This is a genomic window from Silvibacterium dinghuense (assembly GCF_004123295.1).
Classification (GTDB): domain Bacteria; phylum Acidobacteriota; class Terriglobia; order Terriglobales; family Acidobacteriaceae; genus Silvibacterium; species Silvibacterium dinghuense.
Window position 1 is genome coordinate 918,946 of the sequence record NZ_SDMK01000001.1, and the last position, 24,333, is coordinate 943,278.

Here is a 24,333-nt window from a genome sequence, read left to right on the forward strand (position 1 = left end):
CCTCCGGCACAATCGCCGGAGGCTTTTCTGTGTGCCGCTTTAAAGCTGCATGCGGACTTTGCAGCGCGTGAGCAGAGCCGAGAGCGCAAGAATGCATACGGTGAAGAGTGCCGACTTGAAGGCTCCGGGAGCGCCGCTGCTCCAGTGGGTGGCATAAAATGTGCTGCCCGTAGCCAGAAATCCGTAGTAGCAGAGATCGGGCAGCAGATACGTCATCAGTGTGTTGGCGCCGGCAGGATGCGCAAACGCAGCCCAGCGGGAATGCTTGCGGACATCGCAGATCCAGTAGATCAGCGTAAAGAACAGCGTGGCTGCTCCAACAGAAACCAGCGCCCACGTAGGCGTGGCGCGGATCTTCGAGATGCCGAGCGACGCGAGCAGCCCTCCGCTGGCAAGCGTGGCCAGGCCGAAGGCGATGGCCAGCAGGCTCTTCTGCCCATGCGCATGCCAGCGATGCTTGCCGAGAAAGATCGTCGAGACGACAGCACCGGCCATGACCATGGCCCCGAAGGCTCCATTGTTGAATGGCCACAGATACCACGCCGGGTGGTCGGCAAAGCCGAGATGCGCCGCCGTGGAAACGCAGTTAAAGCCAATCAGCGCCGCGAACCAGGCAAGCGGCGCCCAGACCCATCGGCGCGTGGGGATATAGAGCACGCAGACAGCGAAATAGGTGTAACCGATGATGCCCAGAATCTCGGGATAAGAGAAGTCGAGCCATGCAGCGTGTGCCGTGCCATCCGGAGTGTGCACCATTCGCCGGAAGATCGCATACATCACGACCAGCAGCGCAAGTCCAAGGAGCTTGAGGCCGAGCACCAGGCGCGAGCCGGAAGCAAAGCCGGGATAGACATTCCACAGCAGGATGCCTCCACCGAGCGCAAGCAAACCCCAGACGCCCGGCGACAGGCCCATGAGCGTACGGCTGCCGGCATCCGCGTTGGCGAGAATGAGGCCGAGGACGACAAGGCTCAGCGAGCGCAGAATAACGTGCAGCCAGAGTGCAGGCATGGACGGGTTCTTCTTCAGGCGTGCACGGATGGCAAGGGGCAGCGAAAGCCCGACGAGGAAGAGAAAGAACGGAAAGACCATGTCGACATAGGTCATCGCGTCGACAACTGCAGGCTCGTGACGGCTCCATTGCGGAATGCCGCGTATCTCGGCAAGCGCATTGACGAAGACCATCACCGTCATGGTGAGACCACGGAAGATATCGATCGAAACGATGCGCGAAGATGCAGTCGGAGCAGCCGGTGTGCGTGCGGTCATTTTGCGCCTGCATGGATGGAGCGGTCGACAGCATCCAGCAACGCATGCGAAGGATCGCTCTCATAGTCCCAGAACATGACCCCGGCCAGGTGATGCTCAAGAGCAAACTTGCATTTCAGTGCAAGTGACTCGGGATCGTCATAGGAAACAAAGACATGCTTCTCTTCGCTGTAGAGATACGGCACAGAAGCAGTCTTATCCCAGTAGCGGGTATAGCCCTTGCCGATCATGGTGCCGGTGATGTTGCCGTAGCTGGCGTAAACGTTGGGGATAACCTTCCCCGGTTGATAAAGACCGTGGTTCTTCGCCGCAACATTTCCCCACGCGTGGCCATAAAAGGGCAGTCCGAGAACCAGCTTTTCCGCAGGCACTCCGGCATGCTCGTAGTTCTCGACAGTCTGCGCGCCCGATATTTTCTTCGGGTCATCGGGATTGGTGAAGAGCGGAGCGTGATGGCCGGTGCCCGCGCCATCACCGGGCTCATAGAAGTCATACGCCATCAGGTTTACGGTATCGACGTATTTCTGGACCTCGGCCATCTGCGTGTGGTCGATAAAGCTCTGGTCTCCGCCGGCGGCAATGGAAAGATAGAGACGACGGTGCAGCTTCGCCTGCTCGGCATCGAAGCGCTCGCGGCATTCCTTGAGGAGCAGGGTGTAGTTCTGCGTATCCTCGGGACGGAAGTGCTTCGTAGCGCCTTCCATCGCAGGATATTCCCAGTCGATATCGAGACCGTCGAGATTGTATTTCGTAAGAAACTCGACAGCGCTCTCGATGAACGCGGAGCGGTTCTGGCGGGTGAGCGCCATGCTCGAAAAGCCGCCCGACCAGGACCATCCTCCAACAGAAACAAGAATAGCCAGCGAAGGGTTCTGCTTCTTGAGCGCAACCAGCGTAGCCAAATTGTCCGCATCTACAGGCCGGCCGGGAACCATGCGATTGTCATCGAGCTTCGCGAAGGCGAAATTGATGCGGGTCATCGCCGTGGGCGAGATATCGCCGGGCTGGAGACGCTGCTCCTGCGGAAAAACATAGCCGATAATCTGTTCGCCGCGAGACTGAGCAGGCGCGAAGGGGCTAAACGCTGCGGCGAGCACGGCGAGCGATGCGATCCGTTGGAACAAGACTGCCTCCGAAAAGCGATGTGTTGCCAATATACCGGCCTCACTCGATCGCCGTTCGCATCGCTCACCTCCCGTTGCTCTACAATCCCGGTGATATGGCTGCGATCACAGGACTCAGCATGAGATGGGCACTGGCGCTCTGCTGCGCCGGGGCATTGGCACAGAGTGCGCGTGCCGAGGTACGGATACTGGTGGACCAGGTAGGCTACGAACCGGGCGCGGCGAAGATCGCTCTGGTCAAGGGCACGGCGGAGGATCATCCGGCGCGGTTTGTGCTGAAAGAAGTCTCGACCGGCAGAACGGTCTTCTCCGGAAGCGTCGCTGCAGCGGGAAAGATAGACCAGTGGGGTGGCACATACTGGACAGCAGACTTCTCTGCCTTTCATGAAAAAGGCGAATATGAGCTCGAGACAGATGGGGCACACTCATGCGGCTTCGCCATTGAAGACGACCTGCTCGAGAAAGAGACGCTGTCGAATGTCCTCTACTACTTCAAGGGACAGCGCTCGAGCGGCCTGAATGACGCGGCCGACCGGCACCTGAAGAATCCGAACGGACCGGGAACCATCGACGTGCATGGCGGCTGGTATGACGCGACAGGCGACTACGGCATCCATCTCTCGCACCAGAATCCGACCTCGTATTTCAACCCGCAGCAGGTGCCGCTGGTAGCGTGGAGCGCGCTTGCCAGCTATCGCGCACTGGAGGCGCGCGGCGAGGACAACTTCACTGAAATCGATCGGCGGCTGCTGGATGAGGGGCTGTTCGGCGCAGACTTCCTGGTACGGATAAAGCGGCCCGGCGGCTCGTTTTATGAGAGCATCACCGCGCCGGGTGCGAAGAAGCTGGCCGAAGACCGGGTGATCGGGAATCCGAACTGGAAGACGCAGATCAAGAAAAACACGGCGGACTCCACCGAGCACATCGGCGCAGCCGAGGGACCGCATGCCTATGAGGCAAGCTTCCGCGCCGGCGGCGGCATGGCGATTGCCGCGCTTGCGCTGGCCAGCACCATGCCGACCGACGGAGACTTTCCCCGCGCAACCTATCTCCAGACAGCAGAAGAGGCCTTCGATTTTCTGGCAGCGCATAACCGCGAGTTGCTGAATGACGGAGTAGAAAACATCCTCGACGACTACTGCGCGCTGATAGCTGCGACCGAACTCTATCGGGCCTCGCACGAAACGAAATACAAGACAGCGGCGGATGCGCGTGCCGCGAGTCTAATGGCACGGCTGGTCTCGAACGGCAGGTACCGCGACTACTGGCGTGCCGACGGAGGAACGCGGCCCTTCTTTCATCCTGCAGATGCGGGCCTGCCCGTAGTCAGCCTGATCGCCTACGCGCAGATTGCCGATGCGGCGACGCAGGCGAAGGTGCGCGAGACGGTGAAGCGGTCGCTCGCATTCGAGCTGGGCGTCACGGAAGAGGAAAACAATCCCTTCGGCTATGCGCGCCAGCTCGTCCGCATGGGCGACGGAACCGTGCGGACGGCCTTCTTCTTTCCCCATGACACCGAGGCCGCGCCGTGGTGGCAGGGCGAGGATGCGCGGCTGGCGTCACTGGCAGCCGCGGCCCGCCTCGCAGCCCCGCTCTTCGCGGACGACACAGCCTTCCAGGCCAGTCTCGAAGACTACGCATGGAACCAGCTGCACTGGATTCTGGGCAGAAATCCCTACGACGTGAGCCTGCTCGAGGGCAGCGGGCACGGCGACCAGGCGTACATGTTCTTCCGCTCGTGGAAATACCGCAATGCGCCGGGCGGAATCGTAAACGGCATTACCGCCGCCGAAGACAACGAGGACGGCATCGCCTTCAACCAGGGCTTCGCCGTCACCGGCAAGGACGAGGACTGGCGCTGGACCGAACAGTGGCTGCCGCATGCCGCCTGGTACCTCTACGCCGTGAGCCTGCCGCATACCCCGCAACACTGATTGCGTGCGAAAAGCTGCAGCGAGGCTCTATGATGCTTGCAGCGCGCAGATGTATAGACAGGCCAGCGTTTCCATCAGCATTTTGCATGCTGGGGCCTGCGGCGATGCGCTCTGACGGCTTCACGGCACAGACTCTACAGGTAAAGATCAGGGGCGAATGGCTCAGTCATCCACCGGCAATGGCAGTGTCGCGGCATCCGCGGCGAACTATAAGCGGCAGAACACGCTTCTGCTTTTCGTAGCGGGACTCGGCGGCCTGCTCTATGGCGTGGATGTAGGCCTCATCGGCGGCGCGCTGCCGTATCTGGAGGCCACCTCGGGGCTGAGCGCCGGGCAGCTCTCGGTCATCGTGGCCGCCGTGCTGATGGGTTCGGTCTTTTCGACCCTCTTTGCCGGCGCACTGGCCGACTGGATGGGCCGCAAGAAGCTGATGATCTTCAGCGGCATCCTGTTTGTGCTGAGCATCCCGGTCATCGCTCTTTCGCACGGCTACGGGCCGCTCTTTCTCGGACGCCTGCTGCAGGGCACCAGCGGCGGCCTGATCGGAGTAGTCGTCCCGCTCTACCTCGCCGAATGCCTGGGCTCGAAGGTACGCGGCAAGGGCACCGGCATCTTCCAGTGGATGCTCACACTGGGCATCTTCGTAGCCGCGCTCATCGGCATCTACTTCAGCTATCGCGTCGAAGCGATGGTGCACAACGCCGGTCCGGCTGCGCTCTTCCACTTCAAGGACATGGCGTGGCGCGAGATCTTCTGGGTCTCCATGCCCCCTGGCCTGCTGTTTGTGGCGGGCTCGCTGCTGGTGGCGGAGTCGCCGCGCTGGCTCTTCCGTCGCGGACAGGTGGAAAAGGCGCGTGCCGCTCTCGAGCGCTCGCGCACTCCCGAGCAGGCGGAACACGAGCTGCAGGAGATGGCCGAAACGCAGAAGGCTCCCACCAGCGGCCACAGCACCGGCGTAAAGGATGCGCTGCTGCAGCGCAAGTACATCGTGCCCTTCATCCTGGCCTGCGTCATCCTGGCCTGCAACACCGCCACCGGCATCAACTCCGTCATCGGCTACAACGCCAGCATCCTCATGCAGAGCGGCCTCAGCGACCTGCAGGCGCACTGGGGCTACGTGCTCTTCACGCTGGTCAACTTCCTCGCCACCATCATCGGCATGCAGCTGGTCGATAAAAAAGGCCGCCGCTTCCTGCTCAAGATGGGCACCTCGGGCATCATCCTCACGCTGATCGTCACCGCCGTCCTCTTCCTCCGCATGGAGAAGCAGAACGTGGATTGCGCATCCGCGGTGCAGGCCATGGTTGCCCCGGACCAGTCGCTTGACCTGAAGCTGACGCCTGACATCGCGGCGAAGCTGCTGGCAGCCTCCGGCCACGCAGGCGCGATCCCGGCCGAGGATTCGTCGATGGCCGTGATCTACTCCTATGGCGGCTTCACCGGAGAGACCACCTACGTGCGCGCCGCCGATGGCAGCGCCAGCCCGATCCACATCACGCGGGCCGACAGCCTCCCAACCTCGAAGGTCGAAGCCATCTTCAAGAATCCCTTTGCCGACCTGCAGGCCGCGCAGACCGCTCCGCTGAAGATCGAGCGCGCGCTGGTAGGCCGTGTACCGGAGGCGAGCCACGGCTGGCTGATGGCGGTTGTGCTCTTCGTCTTCGTGAGCTTCTACGCCTCGGGCCCCGGCGTATGCGTCTGGATCGCGCTCTCCGAGCTGATGCCGACCCGCATCCGCTCGAACGGCATGAGCATCGCACTGGTCCTCAACCAGGTCGTAGCAGCAACCCTGCAGGTTCTCTTCCTGCCGGTGGCCAGCAAGTACGGCTACTCGGCCATGTTCCTGCTCTCGGCAGGATTCACCGTGATCTACTTCCTCACCGTAACGTTCTTCCTGCCCGAAACCAAGGGCAAGACGCTCGAGGAGATCGAAGAGCTCTTCGCGAAAGGCAAGTAGTCAGGGCTCAGAGCACAGGGCTCAGTAAAACGGGCACGGAAGCGTCAGCTTCCGTGACCGTTGTCTTTTCTATCTCCACAAATCCCGACGGTGGCCCACTCAAGCTTCTGTTGCTTGAGTGGGGAACATACGCTTTCGACAGAGCAAATCAAACTTCTAAAGATAGAAATGTCTGTAGTCTTTCTGTCGAAGGATCTATGCTCTGCCTTATGAAGCTGGCACTCTTCGGAAACCTGCGGCTGTTAAGAATTTCCTTTTATGTATGTTGTTCTCTCATGCTAGCCAAGCCTTGTTTTGGTGAGAGTGACCCATGGCAGTCACTAAAACAATTGAAGCCGGGCCTCGGTTTTGTGTTCATCGAGCGCAGCCTGACTTGTCAGTATGGCGAACTTGAAAAAGTCACGGATACGAATGTTTCGATCAAGACGAAACAAGGTACCGAGATAATTCATAAAGCAGATTTGATGAGAATTAGATATGGATTTGGTGGACACGCAGTAGCGAACGACAATCCTAATTTGCCGCTTTTCACCCTCTACAGCGGTAGAAGCTCTTGGTCAGACATCTTGGCCTTCGTACCCTTTCAATCAAAAGTGCATCCATACGCCGCATTCCGTTTCACGCTAACCACAAAAGACGGAAGAATTCATCGAGGCATTCTTAATGGAGTATCTGCGGAGCAGATTACACTTGCGGACAAATCTGGGAACGCGACGACCTTTCTAAAGAAGGAAATCGTTCAGGTCGACTACATCACTGAAAAGCCACTGAGTGATACGCAGGAATTCTATTGGGATGAACTCGGTGTCGGAAGGATTTTCGATCCACAGCTTTACCCACGCCTGTTCCATTTGGCTGACACTATGTCGGTGACCCTGTATCAGTCGGCCCGTGCAGAAGACGATTCTGTCATTATCTGCAAATGAGCCAGTAGGTGCCGCACGCAGCCGCAAAGCCCTTCTACACCCTAAACCCCATCCCCTACACCCTTTTCGCAGCCTGCTTGCGCTACGACACACCCCTCCGATAGCTTCAAGCCATGAATGGGGTTCGTCTGAATCTGGAGAACAAGGTCGCGCTGGTCACCGGCGGATCGCGCGGCATCGGCGCAGCCACGGTCCGGCTCTTTCGCGAGACCGGGGCGAAGGTCGTCTTCAACTACAAGTCGGCCAAGGCCGCAGCCGATGCACTGGTTGCCGAAGTCGGCGGTCCTGAATACTGCGTCGCCGTCGAGCAGGAACTGAGCACGCCCGAGCAGGGCCGCGCGCTCGTCGCCAAAACGGTCGAGGCCTTTGGACGCATCGACGCCATGGTGGTGAACCACGGCGTATGGCCGCCGGTCGACGCCCCTATCGCCGAGATGGCCGAGACGCAGTGGCGCTCGACACTCTCCATCAACCTCGACAGCGTCTTCGGCCTTACGCAGGCCGCCGTCGCCGCAATGCTCAGGCAGGATCGCGGGGAAGGTGACCGCGCCGGCTCCATCGTCTATATCGCCTCCACCGCCGCACAGCGCGGCGAGGCGAACCACGCCGACTACGCCGCCAGCAAGGGCGCGCTCATCAGCCTGACAAAAAGTTTGTCCTCCGAGCTCGCAGGCAAGGGCATCTATGTCAACTGCGTCGCTCCTGGCTGGGTCGAGACCGATATGTCCGCGCCCGCGTTGAATGATCCTCCGGTGCGCGAGCGCATCTTCGCCACCATTCCGCTGGGGCGTGTGGCGAAACCCCTCGAAATTGCAGGTCCGGCAGTGTTTTTATGCACGCCCTATGCAGGCTTTATGAGCGGCGAGATCGTCAATGTAAACGGAGGCGCGGTGCTGGTCGGATGAAGACGCGGGCGTGGTTTTTCCTGATTGCGGCAGGCATGATCTTGAGCGGAGTGGCCACGCGGGCCTGCGCGCAGGATGAACCACCCGCGCAATCGACCGCCGGGCAGGCGAGCGACCCCACCGGCGACGCCAATGCGAAGAAAGCCCGCGCGGTGCTCGATGCCATGGTCAAAGCCCTCGGCGGCGACCAGTGGCTCGCGTTGAGCAACGTCTATATCGAAGGCCGGGTCTCGGGCTACTACCAGGGCAAGCCGACAGGCATGATCATGAACTATCGCCAATGGCGGATGACCAACGGCGACGAGCGCGTCGAACTCGGCAAGAAGCACGACGACATCGAGATCTTTACCGCCGGCAACTGCTGGGAGGCGACCTACAAAGGCAAGAAGGCGCTGCCCAAGGATGTCTGCGAGGACTACCAGCGCCGCCGCGCGCATTCCATCGACGTGGCCGTGCGCCAATGGCTGCAGAACCCGAAGACGATCCTCATCGACGAGGGACAGACGCTCAGCGAGCGTCACCTAACCGACCAGGTCACGCTGATCTCGGCGGAGAATGAATCGATCACCATCCAGGTCGACGCCGACACGCACCTGCCGCGCAGCCGAACCTTCCAGTGGCGCGACCCGCTTTACAAGGACAAGAACGAGGAACGCGAAGAGTACGACGATTACCATCCAGTGGACGGCATTCCGACTCCCTACAGCGTCACGCGCTTCCACAACGGCGACCAGACCAGCCAGCGCTATGTCTTCAAGGGCGGCTACAACGTCCTGCTGCCGCCGGACATGCTGAACGCGGACGCCGCAGCAGCCGCGGTGAAGAAGTAAGAGGCTGCTACGCGCAGAGCGATCCGCCTTCGGCCTCCGCTCCCGCTGGTCGCGATCGAAGGACCTGTTCTCTCGGGAACAAGGAAAAATGAGGGTGCCCCGTCCAAGCTCTGCTTGGGCGGGAGGGTAGGAACCCGGTTTCTTCTACACCCCACACCCGGTCTCCCATACCCTGCCTTTGTGCCTCGTCCTGTGATTCGCGTAGACTCGCCTTTTGCCTTCCGGAGATAGAAACAGGTGCACAGATGAAGCGCGGCATGACACGGGCCATCCTCTCGGATAGCCATTTCTGGATTCCTCTGGCAGTACTGCTGCTGGGCATCGCGCTGCTGGCGCACCTGAGTTGAGTGACCATTCATGAATGACAAGCAAGAGAGCCTGGGACCGCAGAACCTGGGACCACAAAACCAGGGACCACTGCGCTCCATGCACGGACTGGGAGTTGCCTGCGGTGTAGCCGCGGGTGCGTGGCTGGGCACGGCCGAGGCGCCGACCAAGCTGGTAACCGCGGGTTATTCGCCCATGGTGATCTCGCTCTGCATGGTGGCCGGTGTCTTCGTCGCGCGCTGGACGCTGCCCACGCTGATGAAAGGCACGCGCTACGTCTTCTCCGACCTGCGCAAGCGCTCACACCTGATCGTGTGGGGCATCCTTGCTGGAGCGTTGTGGGCCGTAGCCAACACGCTCACCGTGTACGCGATCAAAGACGTCGGCCTCTCCATCGCCTTTCCTCTCTGGAACACCAATTCGCTCGTCGGCCTGCTGTGGGGCTGCCTGCTCTTTCGTGAGCTGCGCGGCGGCGGCATGAAGAACTGGATCAAGGTGGTCGGCGGCGGCGTGGCCGTGGTCGCAGCCACCATCGCGCTGGGCCTGGCCTCCGTCCATCCGGCCGCGGGCGAGCACGCCGCCCGCGGCGGAGCAGGCGTGATGGCAGCGCTGGGCGCAAGCCTCATGTGGGGCACGATGTACCTGCCCTATCGCAAGGCCTATCTCAGCGGCATGAATCCGCTCTCCTTCGTGACCGTCTTCACCGTCGGAGAGCTGGGCACCATGTCCCTGCTGGCCTGGCTCATGCCCGGACAGGGCGCCTCGCTCAGCACGCAGCTGCACCTGCTGCGTCCGGCCATCTTCTGGCTCTTTCTCGGCGGCTTCTGCTGGGTTATCGGGGACATGTTCCAGCAGTACGCTGCGAAATACGTAGGCATCGGACGCGGCATTCCGCTGGCCAACACGAATCAGCTCTGGGGTCTCGCCTGGGGAGCGATGGTCTTCGGCGAGTTGCACGGAGTCAGCGGCACAAACCGCATCGTGATCGTAGCCAGCTCCCTCCTGATGATCGTAGGAGCGATCGCCATCGGCAGCGCGTCGGCCGCAGCCAAGGAACACCACTCGCGTAATCTCGCCATCGCCCGCGAATGCGAGCGCTATGGCCTCGACTACGACGAAGCCGTCCTGCTGCAGGCCGGTCTTGAAGAGCACGGAAACGCGCGGGCATGGTGGGATTACCTGATCGTCGCACTGGGACTGGTGCTCTTCGCCTGGCTGGCGATCGGCACAAAGCGGCCTCCGCTGACGCTCAACCTCGCATGGGTCTCGATGCTCACCATAGCGGTGCTGGCCATGCTGATCTGGGGCGGCAGCCTGCTCTGGAAGCGGACAAAATTCAGCTGAAGGCTCAGATAGAAGTATTGAGGATGAGGGTGCCCCGTCCAAGCTCTGCTTGGGCGGGAGGAGAGAACCCGGGTTCGTGCCCCACCGGCCCGCTTTTACTACACCCTACCCCCCTATACCCTGTTCTGAACTAGTCGCAACGCAAAGCAGTCATAGGATCGACACGGGCCGCCCGGCGTGCGGGCAGCCACGCAGAGAGCAGCGTGACCAGGGCGATGCCGCCGATAGCCACGGCGAAGGTCACCGGATCGAAGGGGCTCATCTGGAAGAGCTGATGGCGCAGCAGGTTCGCCAGCCCCAGCGCAGCCGGCAGACCGATGGCGATACCCGCCAGGAAAAGCACCAGCGATTCGCGCAGCACCATCCACTGCACCGCGCCGGTGCCGGCGCCGAGCGCCATGCGGATGCCAATCTCATGCACGCGACGCACCATGTTGAAACTCATCACGCCATAAAGGCCGATGGCCGCCAGCAGCACTGCGAGGCCGGCAAAGAGCGCGGCCAGCCGTGAGACTAGCGTCTCCTGACTGAGGAACAGGCTCATCTGCTCCTGCACCGTGCGCACGTCGAGCACCGGCAGGTTCGGGTCGATGGAGGCGATAGCTGCGCGCAACCCCTGCACGGCCTGGTCCGGTGAGCCCGTGGTGCGCAGCGTCACCGACGAGGCGAAGCTCTCCTGCGTGCCCTCGCCGTGCGGGCCGACGAGCTGCGCAAGCGGCAGATAGAGAGTGTCCGCGCGGTCGCGGCGCGGGCCGAGCCCGAGCGTGTCGGCGGCGATGCCGACGATCATCCACGGGCCTGCCGTGTCGATATCGATCGTGAGAGTGTGGCCCAGCGCATCGCCCTTGGGAAAGTAGTGGCGGGCCACGGCCTGGCTGATGACGACCACCTTCTGGCTCGAGGCCGTGTCCTCCGGCGTGATGGCGCGGCCGGCGACGATCGGCGTCGAGGTCGCGGCGAAGTAGTCTCCGGAGACGCGCTTGAGAATGGGCGACATGTCCTCGTGCGGAGCCGGCGTATAGCCCTGCGGATGGATGCTCGAGTTCCAGGAGCCGTAGCTCATCGGCGGTGTATCGGAGAGCGCGGCCGCGCGCACGCCGGGGATCGCGGCGAGCCGCTCGAGGATGCGCCGGTTGAGCGCCGGGGCCTGCTCGGGCTTGTAGCCGGCAAGCGTAGCGTCCACGTTGGCGAAAACCAGGTGCGTGTTGTCGAAGCCGAAGTTCTGCCCCTCGAGCCGGGCGAGCGTGCGCAGGAAGAGCCCCGCACCAACCAGCAGCAGCAAACAGAGCGTGATCTGCCCGGTAACCAGCGCGCGCGGCCACCAGCGGCCGTCGCGACCGCCGGCGCTGCCCGCAGTGCGCGTGCCCGCGTTGAGCACGGGACCAGCCGAACTGCGCGCGATCCTCAGCGCCGGCGCAAGCCCGAAGAGCAGCCCGGCAAAGAGCGAAACACCCAGGGTGAAGAGAAGAGTGCCCGCGTCCGGCACGGCCGAGAGCGGGATGCCGTTGGTACCCCGGGAGACAAAGGCGATCAGCCCGCGGGTGACGAGGAATGCGACGGCCAGACCCATCGCGCCGCCGGTGAGCGAGAGCACGAGCGCCTCCATCAGGCTCTGGCGCACGATGCGCAAGCGGCTCGAGCCGAGCGCCAGGCGTGTGGCGATCTCGCGCTCGCGGATCACGGTGCGGGCCAGCAGCAGGTTCGCCAGGTTCGCGCAGGCAATCAGCAGCACCAGCGCCACGATCGCCATGAGGATTCCCAATGCGTCACTGTAACGGTTACGAATTTCGGAGACGCCCTCGGCGGCTGGCACCAGCGGCTGATGCAGGCGCCCGATCTCCTTCTCACGGTCCGCTGTCGGCGTCTTGCTCTCGCCGGCGCGCACGTAGGCGCGGATCTGGCGGTCGAGCCAGTCGCTCTCGGCGGCCATCGAAACCCCGGGCCGGCTGCGGGCGAACATCTGCAGGAAGTAGTTGGAGCGCGGTTCGAGCAGGTTCGACGAGAGAAACACCGCGTCGGCCATGGTCTCCGGCACCCAGAGATCGGATGGGTCGGCCTCCTGCTTGAGGCCGTGGAAACCCTGCGGCATCACGCCGACGATGGTGAAGCGGGCGGCATTGAGGTCCATCGTCTTGCCGACGATATTCGGGTCCGAGCCGAGCGACTGCTGCCAGAAACGATATCCCACAACAGCGACCGGACTGCGGCCGGGCGCGTCGGCGTCATAGGGCTGGATGGTGCGGCCGAGCATCGGCCGGGCCTCGAGCACCTGGAAGAAGTTGCCGGAGACCAGCGTGGCCTCGCGCTGGATCGCGAGCGCCGCTCCCGGCACGCGCAGGTTCACGCGGGGCGACATGCTGGCGTAGGAACCCACACCGGCAAATGGCCCGGGCGCGGCCTCCAGCTGCCGCGCGAAGTCATACGTGTACATGTCGAGGAAGCTCAGGTCTACGCCGCCGAGCATGCCGCTGGCATGCAGGTTGCCGAAGCTCACAAGCTGCTCCGGGTCGCCCACCGGAAGCTGTTGCAGGATCACCTGCCGCACCAGGGTGAAGATCGCCGTGTTCGCGCCGATGCCGAGCGCCAGCGAAAGAACTGCGACCAGCGTGAAGGCCGGGCTCTTGGCCAGCGTGCGCAGGCTGTAGCGAAGATCGTGCCAGAGATTTTCCATCGTGGCCTCCCAGCCAATCGAGCGGATGCGGTGCTTCACTACGTTGCTGCTACCCATTTCAACGCGCGCGGCGCGGGCCGCCTCTTCGGGAGTCATGCCGCGGCGCATCTTCTCGGCAATGGAAGCAGCGAGGAAATCCTGAAGCTCTTCGTCGAGCTCACGCTCGACTTCGCCGCTGCGGAAGAGCGCGCGAAGTGCGCGGATCATATTCGTAACCATGGACATGACAAACTCTCCCGAACGAGTCAGGCTTCCCGGCTAGGCTTCCATGATGCGGGCGATCGCCGAAACCTGCCGGTTCCAGCTCTCGGACTCGGCAGCCAGCGCCTTGCGGCCCCGTGCGGTAAGCAGGTAGTACTTCGCGCGGCGGTTATTCTCGCTGGCGCGCCATTCGCTCTTCACACTGCCGGCGCGCTCCATGCGGGCAAGTGCAGGCAGCAAAGATCCGGGGTTGACGCGAAAAACGCCCTGGCTCACCTGCTCGATACGCGCGGCAACTCCGTAACCATGCATCGGCTCCAGAGCCAGCGTCTTCAGAATCAGCATCTCCAGCGTGCCCTGCACCACATCTCTTTCGCCCACCCTGCACTCTCCTCTTGATAATCGAGAGGTTACGATGACTCATCTCGATGGTCAAGAGGAAAAGAAAACAGGCATGCGGAAAGGGGGAAAAGCGAGTGATGGCGTAGCGATGCGCTTACCCGTTCAGCCGGCCAGCGGAATGGGCTCGTGCGAAGGCAGGTCTTCGATGCTTTTCCGTGCCGCTTCGTGGATCTGAGCCTCATCCGAGATCAGCCCGTCGCGGGCATAACGGCGCGGGGAGCTGCCCATAATGCGGCGAAAAGCGGTGCTGAAGGCGCTTTCCGATTCGTACCCCAGCCCAAAGGCAATGGCGGCGATGGAATCGGTCGTCGTCCGGAGACGGTCAGCAGCAAGAAGCATCCGCCAACGGGCAAGGTAGTCGATGGGCGACGCGCCTACCAGTTCGCGAAAGCGCTGGGCAAAGGAAGAGCGCGACATGCGGGCCTCCGCTGCGAGTTCGTGCAAGGTCCAGCGATGTGCGGGACGGCCGTGCAGGACACGAAGAGCCTGCCCGATCTGCGCGTCGGCGAGGCCGGCAAGCCAGCCGGTGCCGGTGCCCTCGTTCAGATGCAGGCGCAGAGCCTGAATCAGCATCATGGAAGCCAGGTGCTGGGTAAGGAGCAGGCCACCGGGCTGAGGGTTGCGAAGCTCCTGACGCATGCGATCCAGCGACCAGCGCAGGCTGGCGCGATCCTGCTCGCTGCGAAGATGGACAACCGGTGGCAGCACTTCAAGGAGAAAACCCGCGGCCGGGCCATCGAGAAGAAAATGACCGCCGACAGAAAAACAATCGCCGCCGCCGTGGAACGTGCGTACCGTTCCGTTCGCCGGACGGCTGAAGTACTGGACCACATCGACGGGAGGAAGCGTGAGATCGCTGGTGAGGACGAAAGGGCGACCATGCGTCAGCAGAAAACAATCGCCCGCAACCAGATGGGTAGGCTCGGAGATCCCGTCCACGGTCAGCCAGCACTCTCCGGAGTAGAGGGCATAGCACTTGATGCCCTGATGCCGGCCGAAACTCACCGACCACGGCTTGCCAATGTCCATTCCGCCAAAGGTATAACTGCGGGGGCGGAGGAGCGAAAGCACGTCAGAGAGCGGGTCCATAGCGTTTCTGTTCTCCGTATCGGTTTTTAGATGAGAGCGGGCCGCAATCGAATGCAAAAGAAGTGCGACCGCTTCCAGGGCGAATCGCAGGTGGAGAAAAGAGCGGTGCAGAACAAGGCCTGGAGCGTATCCCAGTCTTGTTCTGCACCGCTCTTTCTCTTTAAAAAAACAAATCGCTACAACCCCGAAGCAGGTTCCGACATGCCGCCCGCATCGCCGGATTGCCCCTGACCACCCGGTCGCGGACCGCCTGGCCCTCCGGGTCCGCCCGGGCCTGTAGGCGCAGGCGTCGCATCGGGATCGACAGCCAGGGTGATGACGCCACGGAAACCGGCAGCCAGGTTCTTCGCATCGAGCTGCGTCAACGCCAGCGTGAAGGTATCGGCATCGCCGTGGAAGACCATATCCTGGGTCATACGGGTACGCGTGACCTTATGCTGCGCGTAGGGTTCAAGCTGTCCGACGCGGTCACTGAGCTCATCCGGGAAAGCGATCTGCCCTGTATGGCAGACGTGCCCACCCGCATACTTCTTCCCTGCCTCGCTGCCGCCGATATGCACCTTCACGTGGATGTGCGTGTCGCGCATCACGTACCAGCCGGGATAGATGGTCAGGAATCCGACAGAGCCATCCGTGCCGCTGAGCTGGACACCGCGCAGAAAGGTCTCGTTGTCGGTGCGGCCCATGCCGGGAGGTCCATGATGGTCGCCTCCACCGTTGAAATCGGGAGGCGGGCCCTGCATGCCATCCGGCGGACCACCCGGAGGTGGACCACCCTGACCATCAGGGCCGCCTGGAGGGCCACCGGCGCCCATCTGCTCCATCTTGACCTTCGTATAACCGGAGTAGATACCGAGGGCATCGCAATGCCAGATATCGATGGCCGCTCCGGAAATCGGAGCACAGGTACGGGCGTGTTGCAGCACGATGGAAAGATGCAGCGGAAGACCAGGCTTGCCTTCACGGATATCGTTGCGGAGCAGCTCATAGTCGGCGTAAAAGGGGCCTTCTTCAAGCTCCGGGGTAAGCGTGCAGGGAGCAGCGGCAAACGCAAGCGCGGAACCGGGCGCGCCCAGACGGAGCGAAGCAAGACCGGCGGCCGCCGCACCCGCAGTCAGTACGCGGCGCCGGGTCCAGCGGTGCAGTAGGTGATTGGAGGATGTGGGCATGCTGGGATAGACGAGAAAAATCCGCGCGATATGCAGAAAAGAATACAAACTGCGCCCCGCATACCAACGAGACAGGAATGAAAAACCAAAAATGAAGAATTGACACAGCGAACAGGAACGCGCCCAATAAAGACATACCCAAGAGGGAGCGTTTCCGGCCCGATCACCGCACCGGAGCACCGACCAGCCGGGGAACACGCGATCATGGCGCTTCCGCAGATGTGTGTGAGAATCAGCAGATAACGAGAGCGCAGTTATGGCCAAGAACGATCCGGCTCCCCCAGATTCAAGCTTGAGAGACCTGCAAATCTTCCATAGTGTGGCGAGAGCGCTTACCTCTTCGCTGGACCGGGACACAATCCTGCGCACCATCATGCAGCAGATGGAGCCGTTCTTCGAAGCGGAGACCTGGTCCCTGTTACTGGTGGATGAACAGCGTCGCGAGCTCTTCTACGCAGTGGCCGGTGGCACCATGCCCACCGACGCGACCGAGGCCACGCTGCGCGAGATGCGCATCCCCATCGGACAAGGCTTTGCCGGCTGGGTTGCCGAACATGGTGAAAGCCTGATCGTGCCCGAGGTCGAGCTGGACGGCCGCTTTATGCATCTGGCCGGGCGCACAGACGACAATTCCCGGGTGCGGTCGGCGATCTGCATGCCGCTGCGCGTGCGCCGGGAGACGCTGGGTGTGATCCAGCTGATCAATTGCCGGGTGGAGACACTCAGCGACTACACCATCTCCTTTCTGCATCTGCTCTGCGACTACGCCGCGATTGCCATCGAAAATGCGCGCGCGGTCGAGCGCATCCAGGAACTCACCATCACCGACGACTGCACCGGGCTTTACAATCTGCGCTATCTCTACCGGCAGATGGAGGCCGAGATGGAGCGCACCCAGCGCTTCGGCTCCATGTTCAGCCTGATCTTCATCGACCTCGATCACTTCAAGGATGTGAACGACCACTACGGACATCTGATCGGCAGCGAGCTGCTGGCCGAGGTCGGCCAGGCGCTGCGCAGCCAGGTCCGCGGCGTGGATTCGGTCTTCCGCTATGGCGGCGACGAATTCACCGTCCTGCTGCCCGGCTCCGACAAGCTCGCAGCACGGGAGACAGCCATCCGCCTCAATCGCTTCCTGCGGGAAAAAGCCTTCCCCATGAGCGACGGTCCCGAACTGCAGATACGGGCGAGCATGGGAGTTGCCACCTATCCCGAAGATGGCGCGACGGCACAGGAGATCATCCGGGCAGCCGATCAAATGATGTATCTCGTCAAAGGAATGACCCGGGACAGCGTCGCGATCGCAGGAATGGGTATGCTGCCGGTCTAGTTCGTATCCCCATAGAGCTGGTCTGAAACTAAAGAACTTGCCCTTATCGTTGTCATCCCGACCGGAGCGAACCGGGGTCCCCGGCGCGCCCGATGTTGGCGCACTGGGGTGGAGAAGCGCAGTGGAGGGGCCTGCGGTTTTGTTTAGCCCGCAACACTCCAACTCGCGACCAACGGAAGCGGAGGCCGAAGGCACATTCGCCCTGCGCGCAGCAGAACCGCAGGTTTCTCCACTCCGCAGGACCGCTTTCTGCTTCTGGTCATGCGGAGCGGAGGCACAAAAGGCCTGGACGGACAGTTCCCGGAAGCGCATCTAAACCAGTATGGCGATCGAAACCCGTTCTTCGACAGGACAGCAAACCGCCCATCGCGCCTCCTCAGGAGCGGGCACAGTGCTGCTGGCGGTCTTCCTGGGGCTGCTGATTGGCATGGGAGCACTGGCAGTCTTCGTACGCGAAGCGACCTACGGCATCTGGAACCAGGTGGCGACCAAGGTGACAGGGCGAGCGCTGAGCATCGACACCTCGCAACCCACGGTGGTGGACCGGATTCAGAAGCTGTCCCGGCTGGAATCGGTAACCTACACCATGGACAAGACCGTGGAAGGCGACCGGACAAGCGCGATCCTGCCGGATTTCCTGGTCGGCGACAAGCTGCTGCTCAATGTCCACGGACAGGCCATCGCCGGGGTCGATCTCGGCCAGCTGAAGCCCTCCGACGTGACGGTAACCGGCAAAAGCGTGCACGTGCACCTGCCGCCGGCGCAGATCTTTGTCACCGCACTCGACGACTCGAAGACCAAGGTCTTCTCGCGGGCGACGGGCTTCTTCATCCAGGCCGATCCGAACCTCGAAAGCGAAGTGCGCGAGAAGGCGCAGCAGGAGCTGCATGACTCGGCGATGGCCGCCGGCATCCTGGCCACGGCACACGCCAATGCGGCATCGACCGTGACCCGGCTGCTCCTGAGCCTCGGCTTCGACCAGGCACAAGTGGACTAAGTCCAGTAAACTAAGTTTAGTAAACTAAGTCCACCAGCCTCCAAATCCACGAGGTGGAGCATCCCCGCTGGTGAACTAAAATCTTGCTTGTGAGCCATGCATTCGATATCGGACCCGTGCCCGTTGGCCGGGGCCAGCTTTTCCTCATCGCCGGACCCTGCGTTATCGAGTCCGAAGCGCATGTGCGCAAGATGGCCGACGCCATCCAGCGCATCACTTCCGATCTCGGCATCCCCTACATCTTCAAGTCCTCCTACGACAAGGCGAACCGCACTTCGGTGAAGAGCTTCCGTGGCCCCGGCATTGTCGAGGGCACGGCCATCCTCAAGCGCCTGAAGGAGGCCACCGGCCTGCCCACGCTCACCGATGTACACGAGCCGGGTCACTGCGCCATCGCCGCCGAGGGCGTGGATGTGCTGCAGATTCCGGCCTTCCTCTGCCGCCAGACCGACCTGCTCATTGCCGCCGCCGAGACCGGCCGGGCGGTGAACGTGAAGAAGGGCCAGTTCGTCGCGCCGGGAGACATGAAGCACGCCGTCGAAAAGGTGACTGAGAGCGGCAACGCCCGTGTCTCGCTGACCGAGCGCGGCACCACCTTCGGCTATCACAACCTGGTTGTCGATATGCGCTCGCTGGCCATCATGCGCCAGCTCGCGCCGGTGATCTTCGACGGCACGCACTCCGTGCAGACCCCATCGGCTGCTGGCGGCGTCTCCGGCGGTCAGCCGGAGTTCATTCCCCTGCTGGCGCGCGCAGCCGTGGCCGCAGGCGTGGACGGCGTCTTCCTCGAAGTCCACGACAACCCGGCCGAGGCCAAGTCGGATGGCGCCAACGCGCTGGATCTGAAGAACTTGAAGGGTGTTCTGGAGACATTGCTGGCGGTTCAGGCGGCGGTCCATCCGCGCTAAAACCTCATAGAAACTGAAAAGCCCGGCCAGATTGGCCGGGCTTTTCAGTTTCATTCCCCAAAAGTGCTTATGCCTTGGCAGCAACAGTCTCCTGCGCGGCTGAGAGCTGTTTCGTGCGGTTCCCATAGCTCGCCTTCACGAACGCGCTGAAGAGCGGATGCGGCTCGAGCGGCTTCGACTTGAATTCCGGATGGAACTGGCAGCCGAGGAAGAACGGATGGCCGGGGATCTCGACGATCTCGACGTAGGTAGCGTCCGGCGTGGTGCCGGAGATGCGCAGGCCCGCGCCGGTCAGCAGAGACTCGTACTCGCGATTGAACTCGTAACGATGACGGTGACGCTCGCTGATCTCGGTCGCGCCATAGGCTTCATGCGCCAGGGTGCCGGGGGTCAACACGCAGGTCCACGCGCCAAGACGCATGGTTCCGCCCATCTCTTCCACGCCCGTCAGCTCGCGCAGTTTGTAGATGACGCGGTGCGCGGTCGCGGGATCGAATTCGCTCGAATTCGCATCGGCCAGCTTGCAGACGTTGCGTGCGAACTCGATGCAGGCGGTCTGCATGCCGAGGCAGATACCGAAATACGGCACCTGGTTCTCGCGCGCGTAGCGGATGGCGTTGAGCATGCCCTCGATGCCGCGTTTGCCGAAGCCGCCGGGCACGAGAATGCCGTCGAATCCGGCAAGCTGTTCCTGGTAGTTCTCGACTTCGAGGCCCTCGGCTTCGATCCAGGTCACGCGCAGCTTGAGGTTATGGGCCAGCGCGCCGTGCACGAGCGCTTCCTTGAGCGACTTGTAGCTGTCCTCGTACTCGACATACTTGCCGACAATGGCGATCGAGACTTCGTCCTTCGGGTTGTAGGCGCGGCGAACAATTTCTTCCCAGCGGGAGAGATCGCGCGGTTTCGCCTCAATGTGCAGGTACTTGAGCGCGAGCTCGTCCACACCCTCCTCGGCAAAGCTGAGCGGCACCTCATAGATCGAGGCGACGTCCTTGGCCGTGATCACGGCGCGCTCCTCGATGTTGCAGAAGAGGGCGATCTTGCCCTTCATCTCGCGGGAGAGGAAGCGGTCGGTGCGGCAGAGCAAAATGTCGGGCTGGATGCCGATCGAGAGCATCTCCTTGACCGAGTGCTGCGTGGGCTTGGTCTTGAGCTCCTGAGCCGCGGCGATCCACGGCACCAGCGTCACGTGGACGAAGACCGTGTTTTCCCGGCCCAGCTCCTGGCGCATCTGGCGGATGGCTTCGAGGAAGGGCAGCGATTCGATGTCACCGACGGTGCCGCCGATTTCGACGATGGTGACGTCGTTATGCGGGGCCACCTTGCGCATGGCGTTCTTGATCTCGTTGGTGACGTGCGGGATGACCTGCACGGTCTTGCCGAGATAGTCACCGCGGCGCTCCTTGGTGATGATCTGCTCGTAGATGCGGCCGGTGGTGAGGTTGTTGTCGCGCGTGAGGTGGGCGTGCGTAAAGCGCTCGTAGTGGCCGAGGTCGAGATCGGTCTCCGCGCCGTCGTCGGTGACGAACACCTCACCGTGCTGAAAGGGCGACATGGTTCCCGGGTCGACGTTGAGGTAGGGGTCAAACTTCATGAGGTTGACCTTGAGACCACGGCTTTCGAGCAGGCATCCGATGGAGGCCGCAGCCAGACCTTTTCCGAGGCTGGACACAACGCCGCCTGTGACAAAAATGTACTTGGAAGACATTTCTGCTTCACCTTCCCTGAATGTCTTTTGATTGGCGTACCTGGCGGGCACAATCAAGTATAGCCGGGGAGGCGGGGGAATGGAAGCAGGGTTTCTCCGAATCCCCCTGGAGCATCTTCTGCCGGGTGCAACGCCGCAGTTTTAAGATCAGGCGAGACTCAGGATATCGGCTGCCGCAGCCTCCAATGCCGGCAAGATATCCGGAAAGGACTCGACGCGCTTCAGCCATCCGGCGAGAAACATCGGGTATTTCTGTCCGAGTTGCTGATAGTAGGCGATGCGCGCACTCCTGTAGGCGCGGTAGACGGCTGCCGGATCGAGCGCCTGCAGCGCCTTGAGGGTGGCCGGCCCGATCGAGCCATCCGTTTCGACGGCGATGCCGCCGGCCCTGCCAACTTCGTTGATGACCGTCTGCAGCAGCAGAGTCGCGTGCTCACCCGCATTCACATAGAAATCGCAAACAATATTGGCCAGCTCCTGGCTGGCGATTTCGTCGCCAAGGATGGCATTCCAATACTGCGCGCGGTAGATGATCCCCACCTGGGCATCCGTCAGGGCACGGAGGTTGGCCGATGTAGGCTCCAGGCCGAGCAGGCTTCGCGCGCAGGAGGTAAAGGTGCGCAGGGTAATGCCTTTGTTCGTTTCCCCGCCCGGGTCATCGGGATTCATCACGTAGCCGCCTTCGAACTTCAGCAGCATGGGAAGAAATTGCTCGAAGCTCGCCATCGCAGTCGCTCCTGCACGCGCATCTGCCGCCGGAAGAACGGGTGCGCGGAGGAGGCGATTATGGCAAACGCAAAACGGACGCGCACGGGAATTCCGCACGCGCCCGTCTGTCCGGCAAAACGAAAGTTACTCCACCTTGTAGGTGTCCTTGCCCCAGTGGAAGGAGACAGTCGGCGAGCAGGTGGACGTCTGGGCGTAGATCACCGTGTCGCCGGCGTCATGTCCCTGCACCCAGGGAGTAATAGCGACGGCGATGTGTCCATCCGCCGTCGGCTTGCCTGTGATGGGATGCTTCTCGCCGAAGGACTCGGAGCCGCCGTTGAAGTTGGCGACATCCTTGAAGCCGTCTCCTCTTACGAGCACCAGCTCGTCATCCTTCGCCCCACGGATAATCTCGAGGCTGCAGCCGCGATCTTCGGAGCGAATAGGAAAAGGCACCAGCGAAGCAGCGGCGATGTGCTTCTTGTCGCCCGTGGTCAGCGCCAGCCGGACCGCCTCGCCCTTGGCGACGGAGACCGTGACCTCAACGGGAGCCTGCGGCTTTACGACCTTGGTGCAAGAGCTGGTGACAGCCTCATCGCAGACAGCAATGCCGGCAGCATTGATGACCACACCATCCATCACCGTACCGATCGCGGAATTGAGCGGCCAGCGCAGGAGGTTGAGCTTCATGTCCGGGGTAAATCCGGTGGCCTGAAGCTGGTAGGTGATCTGGGTCGCGTCACCCACCTTGGCGCGGTTGACTTCCTTGAGGGTCAGCGCGTTGCCCGTGGTCGAATCCTCAGGCCCCCACTTGTTCATGGCCACGGCGATCTGCTGGATGCGGATACGCTGGAGCTCGGCTTCCTGGGCAGCCTTCTCTTCGGGCGTGAGGGTGTGCGGATCGGAGGGCAGATCCTGGAGATGCAGGCCCGGCATGGAGCCGGTATTCGTGTTGGCCGGGGTTCCAGACTGAGTTCCGAACGTGGCAGGAGCCGCCGTAGTGGTCTGCGTGTTCTGAACAGTGGAAGCAGCGGGGTCAGTGGCCGTTTGGGCAAACGAAACAGTGCAGAGCGACAGCATCGCGCCGCCTGCCAGCAGAACAGAAGAAAAACGCATGCTTCGAGGATATACTGCGCCGGGGTCAGCTGGCCCGGTCCGGGGCGAGAGAGAGTCGCCTGGCCGAGCAGGAAAGAGTGGGTTCGTGGGATGGGACATAAGCCTTCATCGCTAAAGACGCGGCAGGCGAGGAGGCGTCACCATATCCGTGAAACAGGCTCTTCGCGGACGCGTGAAACAGGCTCCTCATGGACGCGTGAAACAGGCTCCTCATGGACGTAGGATAGGAGCGGATATCTGGAGCAAAAGGACCGGGCAATGCGCAAGACAGGAAAGCTGGCGGGCTGGGGACTGGCAGGAGTGCTGCTCGCGGGTAGCCTGTGTGCCGGCGCGCAGCCGAATCGCGACCGGCTGATCCTGAAGGACGGCAGCTATCAGCTCATCACCCGCTACGAGATCAAGGGTGACCGGGTGCGCTACTTCAGCGCCGAGCGCGACCAGTGGGAAGAGCTGCCTACCTCGCTCGTCGACTGGAAGGCGACGGAAACATGGAACCGGGCACACGATCCGGACGCGGCGAAGCTCACCCAGCAGCCCGGACAGGCCGGGGACACGCAGAATCCCGACGCCGCCGAAGCCGCGCGGCTCGATGCCGAGGAAACAGCGGCGCGCAACGACGAGATGGCACGCATGCCGCTCATCTCACCCGGACTGCGTCTTCCGGATGAGACCGGCGTATGGATTCTGGACACCTACGAAAGCCAGCCGGAGCTGGTACATGCCTTACAGGCCAACGGCGATCTGGACCGGACAAACGAGCACAGTGTGGTGCGGGCCCAGATCAGAACACAGACCGGCGCAGCGGGCGGAGCAAAGGAGCTGATCCGCATCGAAGGCGCGTATGCCGCGGTACAGCTGCATGTGAACGATCCGGTGATCTACGTAAGCCTGGATGTGCCCGGTGAAGATGAGGCGCCGGATTCGGCCATGACCGTGGACACCCACGGAGCCAGCGCAGCGATGAAGAGCAAGAATGCGCACAGTTCGCCGGACAGCAGCTACGTTCTTGTGCGTCTGACCAGCAATCACAACCTGCGCACGGCCACGGCAGCGCAGATTTATCGCATGGCCGAGCCAGGACATACCGAAGAGATCATCGAAACGAAGAAGGAGCTGCTGCCCGGCGCGCGCTGGATGAAGCTGACGCCGGTCACGCCGCTGCTGATCGGCGAGTATGCCCTGATGGAGCGGCTCTCGACGCGTGAGATCAACCTGGATGTGTGGTCGTTCGGGGTGAATCCGCGCGCGAAGGAAAACAAGGACGTGCGCACGGCTGTCGACGAACCGTGAGATGGAACGAGAATCTATCCCCTAAAAAATTGTCATCCCGACCGAAGTGGAGGAACCTGCAGTTTCGCCGGTACAGGCAGAACTGTAGGTTTCTCCACTCCGCAGGACGATAAAGCCGTCCTGCTCCG

General features: G+C 62.1%; 20 protein-coding genes. 11 read left to right on the forward strand and 9 right to left on the reverse strand.

Annotated elements, in window-relative coordinates; genetic code table 11:
* Window positions 1-39: 39 nt before the first annotated feature.
* Complete coding sequence (locus tag ESZ00_RS03580) at window positions 40-1,269, reverse strand: DUF5009 domain-containing protein (protein WP_129206802.1); 1,230 nt, start codon at window positions 1,267-1,269, stop codon at window positions 40-42.
* A complete protein-coding gene (locus tag ESZ00_RS03585) occupies window positions 1,266-2,393 on the reverse strand; it encodes a glycoside hydrolase family 18 protein (RefSeq protein WP_229740933.1) in 1,128 nt (375 codons plus the stop codon). Before ESZ00_RS03585 ends, ESZ00_RS03580 begins: the two co-directional genes overlap by 4 nt.
* 119 nt (window positions 2,394-2,512) lie before the next feature.
* Between ESZ00_RS03585 and ESZ00_RS03590 the strand changes: the two genes are divergently transcribed.
* From ESZ00_RS03590 to ESZ00_RS03620, 7 genes are all read left to right on the forward strand, one after another.
* Entirely contained in the window at window positions 2,513-4,327 is a 1,815-nt protein-coding gene (locus tag ESZ00_RS03590) for a glycoside hydrolase family 9 protein (RefSeq protein WP_129206804.1), read from the forward strand.
* A 157-nt stretch (window positions 4,328-4,484) separates the two neighbouring features.
* Complete coding sequence (locus ESZ00_RS03595; RefSeq protein WP_129206805.1) at window positions 4,485-6,284, forward strand: MFS transporter; 1,800 nt, start codon at window positions 4,485-4,487, stop codon at window positions 6,282-6,284.
* 209 nt (window positions 6,285-6,493) lie between these two features.
* Window positions 6,494-7,210 carry a hypothetical protein gene (locus ESZ00_RS03600; RefSeq protein ID WP_129206806.1) on the forward strand — a complete coding sequence of 239 codons (717 nt, stop codon included), beginning with the start codon at window positions 6,494-6,496 and terminating at the stop codon, window positions 7,208-7,210.
* 113 nt (window positions 7,211-7,323) lie between these two features.
* A complete protein-coding gene (locus ESZ00_RS03605) occupies window positions 7,324-8,115 on the forward strand; it encodes an SDR family NAD(P)-dependent oxidoreductase (RefSeq protein WP_129206807.1) in 792 nt (263 codons plus the stop codon).
* A complete protein-coding gene (locus ESZ00_RS03610) occupies window positions 8,112-8,945 on the forward strand; it encodes a hypothetical protein (protein ID WP_129206808.1) in 834 nt (277 codons plus the stop codon). Before ESZ00_RS03605 ends, ESZ00_RS03610 begins: the two co-directional genes overlap by 4 nt.
* Window positions 8,946-9,190: 245 nt before the next feature.
* On the forward strand, window positions 9,191-9,292 hold the full coding sequence (locus ESZ00_RS03615; RefSeq protein ID WP_129206809.1) for a translocated intimin receptor Tir: 102 nt from the start codon (window positions 9,191-9,193) through the stop codon (window positions 9,290-9,292).
* Window positions 9,293-9,302: 10 nt separating this feature from the next.
* Window positions 9,303-10,616 (forward strand): GRP family sugar transporter, encoded by a 1,314-nt coding sequence (locus tag ESZ00_RS03620; protein ID WP_129206810.1) that lies wholly within the window; start codon window positions 9,303-9,305, stop codon window positions 10,614-10,616.
* Window positions 10,617-10,746: 130 nt separating this feature from the next.
* Here ESZ00_RS03620 and ESZ00_RS03625 read toward each other — a convergent pair whose 3' ends face one another.
* The 4 genes from ESZ00_RS03625 to ESZ00_RS03640 form a co-directional block, all read right to left on the reverse strand.
* A complete protein-coding gene (locus tag ESZ00_RS03625; protein WP_129206811.1) occupies window positions 10,747-13,512 on the reverse strand; it encodes an ABC transporter permease in 2,766 nt (921 codons plus the stop codon).
* Between the two features lie 33 nt (window positions 13,513-13,545).
* Complete coding sequence (locus tag ESZ00_RS03630; protein WP_129206812.1) at window positions 13,546-13,869, reverse strand: PadR family transcriptional regulator; 324 nt, start codon at window positions 13,867-13,869, stop codon at window positions 13,546-13,548.
* 123 nt (window positions 13,870-13,992) lie between these two features.
* The gene (locus ESZ00_RS03635; RefSeq protein ID WP_129206813.1) at window positions 13,993-14,979 is read right to left on the reverse strand and encodes an AraC family transcriptional regulator; all 987 of its coding nucleotides are present in this window, start codon (window positions 14,977-14,979) and stop codon (window positions 13,993-13,995) included.
* Window positions 14,980-15,155: 176 nt separating this feature from the next.
* Window positions 15,156-16,148: an intradiol ring-cleavage dioxygenase gene (locus tag ESZ00_RS03640; RefSeq protein WP_129206814.1), complete on the reverse strand. Its 993-nt coding sequence runs from the start codon at window positions 16,146-16,148 to the stop codon at window positions 15,156-15,158.
* 292 nt (window positions 16,149-16,440) lie between these two features.
* On the opposite strand from ESZ00_RS03640, the gene ESZ00_RS03645 reads away from it, so the two are divergent.
* The 3 genes from ESZ00_RS03645 (at window position 16,441) to kdsA (ending at window position 19,383) form a co-directional block, all read left to right on the forward strand.
* Window positions 16,441-17,478 (forward strand): GGDEF domain-containing protein, encoded by a 1,038-nt coding sequence (locus tag ESZ00_RS03645; protein WP_229740934.1) that lies wholly within the window; start codon window positions 16,441-16,443, stop codon window positions 17,476-17,478.
* Between the two features lie 322 nt (window positions 17,479-17,800).
* A complete protein-coding gene (locus tag ESZ00_RS03650; RefSeq protein WP_129206816.1) occupies window positions 17,801-18,475 on the forward strand; it encodes a DUF4230 domain-containing protein in 675 nt (224 codons plus the stop codon).
* Window positions 18,476-18,564: 89 nt separating this feature from the next.
* Complete coding sequence (gene kdsA / locus ESZ00_RS03655) at window positions 18,565-19,383, forward strand: 3-deoxy-8-phosphooctulonate synthase (protein WP_129207910.1); 819 nt, start codon at window positions 18,565-18,567, stop codon at window positions 19,381-19,383.
* A gap of 67 nt (window positions 19,384-19,450) precedes the next feature.
* Here kdsA and ESZ00_RS03660 read toward each other — a convergent pair whose 3' ends face one another.
* The 3 genes from ESZ00_RS03660 to ESZ00_RS03670 all read right to left on the reverse strand — a co-directional run bounded on the left by ESZ00_RS03660 (window position 19,451) and on the right by ESZ00_RS03670 (window position 22,915).
* Window positions 19,451-21,091, reverse strand: a complete 1,641-nt coding sequence (locus tag ESZ00_RS03660) for a CTP synthase (RefSeq protein WP_129206817.1) — start codon at window positions 21,089-21,091, stop codon at window positions 19,451-19,453.
* Between the two features lie 147 nt (window positions 21,092-21,238).
* On the reverse strand, window positions 21,239-21,817 hold the full coding sequence (locus ESZ00_RS03665) for a glycoside hydrolase family 108 protein (RefSeq protein ID WP_129206818.1): 579 nt from the start codon (window positions 21,815-21,817) through the stop codon (window positions 21,239-21,241).
* A 126-nt stretch (window positions 21,818-21,943) separates the two neighbouring features.
* Window positions 21,944-22,915, reverse strand: a complete 972-nt coding sequence (locus ESZ00_RS03670) for a hypothetical protein (RefSeq protein ID WP_129206819.1) — start codon at window positions 22,913-22,915, stop codon at window positions 21,944-21,946.
* 258 nt (window positions 22,916-23,173) lie between these two features.
* Between ESZ00_RS03670 and ESZ00_RS03675 the strand changes: the two genes are divergently transcribed.
* Window positions 23,174-24,205, forward strand: a complete 1,032-nt coding sequence (locus ESZ00_RS03675) for a hypothetical protein (protein WP_129206820.1) — start codon at window positions 23,174-23,176, stop codon at window positions 24,203-24,205.
* Window positions 24,206-24,333: the final 128 nt, after the last annotated feature.